This is a genomic window from Waterburya sp. (assembly GCF_058530065.1).
Genome location: NZ_JBZNBU010000405.1, coordinates 1 through 2,208 on the forward strand (window position 1 = coordinate 1; position 2,208 = coordinate 2,208).

At 38.7% G+C, this 2,208-nt stretch carries 4 protein-coding genes; all 4 read left to right on the plus strand.

Annotation, left to right across the window (positions count from 1 at the left end):
* Positions 1-838, plus strand: an 838-nt coding sequence (locus AC33VI_RS22875; RefSeq protein ID WP_491784568.1) for a glycoside hydrolase 100 family protein, incomplete at its 5' end; no start/stop codon positions are given.
* An 8-nt stretch (positions 839-846) separates the two neighbouring features.
* Positions 847-1,320, plus strand: a complete 474-nt coding sequence (locus AC33VI_RS22880) for an MEKHLA domain-containing protein (RefSeq protein ID WP_491784569.1) — start codon at positions 847-849, stop codon at positions 1,318-1,320.
* A gap of 379 nt (positions 1,321-1,699) precedes the next feature.
* The gene (gene psb28, locus AC33VI_RS22885; protein ID WP_491784570.1) at positions 1,700-2,077 is read left to right on the plus strand and encodes a photosystem II reaction center protein Psb28; all 378 of its coding nucleotides are present in this window, start codon (positions 1,700-1,702) and stop codon (positions 2,075-2,077) included.
* 37 nt (positions 2,078-2,114) lie between these two features.
* A partial coding sequence (locus tag AC33VI_RS22890) for an NAD-dependent epimerase/dehydratase family protein (protein ID WP_491784571.1) occupies positions 2,115-2,208 on the plus strand: 94 nt, incomplete at its 3' end.

The window sequence follows — 2,208 nt, forward strand, 5'->3', positions numbered from 1 at the left end:
CGATGGAGCGTGTATGATCGATCGCCGTATGGGAATTAACGGTCATCCTTTAGAAATTCAGGCTTTGTTTCATACGACTCTGCGCTGTGCCAAGGAATTATTATTAGACAACCAGGAAAATACTAAAATCGTTCGAGCCATTGATAATCGTCTTCCTCCCCTAACCGATCACATTCGTCATAATTATTGGCTCGATCCAGAAAAGCTTAACGTTATCTATCGTTACCACTCCGAAGAATATGGTGAAGATGCTCTTAACCAATTTAATATTTATGCCGAATCAATTCCCTATGCAGCTTTGAGCGAATGGTTTCCCGAAGAAGGGGGCTATTTAGCGGGGAATTTAGGCCCTTCTCACCTCGACTGTCGCTTTTTCCTCTTGGGTAATATGATGGCAATTTTGTCCTCTTTGGTAATGAAAAAACAAGGGCAAATTATTTTGCATACTATCGATCGCAAATGGGATGATTTAGTCGGTTGGATGCCCATGAAAATCTGTTTTCCTGCTCTTAAAGATCGGGATTGGGAAATATTGACTGGTTGCGATCCGAAAAACCGTCCTTGGTCATATCACAATGGGGGAAATTGGCCCGTATTATTATGTTTCTTTGTCGCTGCTGCAATTAAATTAGATCGAGTAGACTTAGCTCGTAGAGCGATCGCCATTGCCGCCAAACGCCTCCACAAAGACGAATGGGCGGAATATTATGACGGTAAAAACGGTCGCTTAATCGGCAAAGAAGCTAGAAAATATCAAAATTGGACAATTTCTAGTTTTTTACTCGCCCAAGAACTAGTTGAAGAGCCTAAATACCTTGATTGGATTTCTCACGGTTAAAGCGATCGATGAATAGTAAAAATATTTGGCAGCAGCCTGAAATTATTCGTTGGAGTCAAATTTTGGCTGATAGTTACCAACAATTATTAGGAAAACAATTAATTGAACCTGCCAACACCCCCGAAGAGTTGGCTGAGGCACTATATTATGCCCCGTTTGTAGTAGTTTCTCACGATACTCAAGCAGATCCTGTGTTTAATTATGGCAATCAAACCGCATTAAAACTATGGTCGATTAGTTGGGAAACATTCATTCAAACTCCCTCTCGTTTGAGTGCAGAGCCAGTCAATAGGGCTACTAGGGCTGCCATGTTAGAGCAAGCAGCAACTAAAGGCTATATCGATAATTATCAAGGGGTGAGAATTTCCACAACTGGTAAAAGATTTGCGATCGAGCGAGCTATTATTTGGAATTTAACTGACGAGTCGGGAGCAAAATGCGGACAAGCCGCCACTTTTTATCATTGGACTTGGTTGTCCTAAAAAAGGAGAAGCTTTTGAATAGGAATCTATGGCGATCGCAAATCGTGTAATTTATTTGGTAGTACTAGTCTTTACTTTCAGCAAATACAGCTATCGACAACAAAGCAATCTTGGTAGAAATAAAAAGCGATCGCGTTGAGGATTTGTGTAAAAGTAACTTGAACAGTTTTTTTAGATGGAAGCTATATTTACAATCCATTCCAGGTAAAATTTGTACGATTTATTTTTACATCATGCCTTAGTGTTTGTCCAAAGTCCAATAATCTTTTGTTTTTGAATTAGCTCTCAGTCCTCTTTGACTTCGACAGGACTAAACTAGTATCGTAATTAATGTAGAGAAGTCTAATATATCTATAATCATTTTTCTAACTATTATTTAATGTCTTCTATTGTTCCTTCAATTGAGTTTTTTCAAGGCGTTGCTGAAGAGTTGAGCAGTGTTAGTTTGCGACGCAATAAAACAACAGGAATGCGTAACGTGTTGCTGATTTTTGACTCTTTAAATGCTCTCAACAAATTCAACAGCTTTACTAAAGGATCGGCAGAAACTCTCAGACTAATTGATTCTGAAGGAGAAATTATGGTTACTCCCAATTCCCTAAAAATTATTTTTGGTGGCGATGAAGGAGACGAACTAAAAAGAATAGAATGCACTTTTGAAATTGATTCCGACAGCCATTGGGCTAGGTTTACTCGTTTTATGGATCGTTATGCTGAAGCCAACGGAATGGAATTTGGCAGAAATAAATTAAATTAATGAAGAGAATTTTAACTAAAACCGCAATCAAACAAATATGAAAATCGCAATTACAGGAGCAACGGGACTAGTTGGCAGTCGTTTGGTGGAAAAACTAAACCAAGCAGGACACCAAATTTTGGTTTTTACTC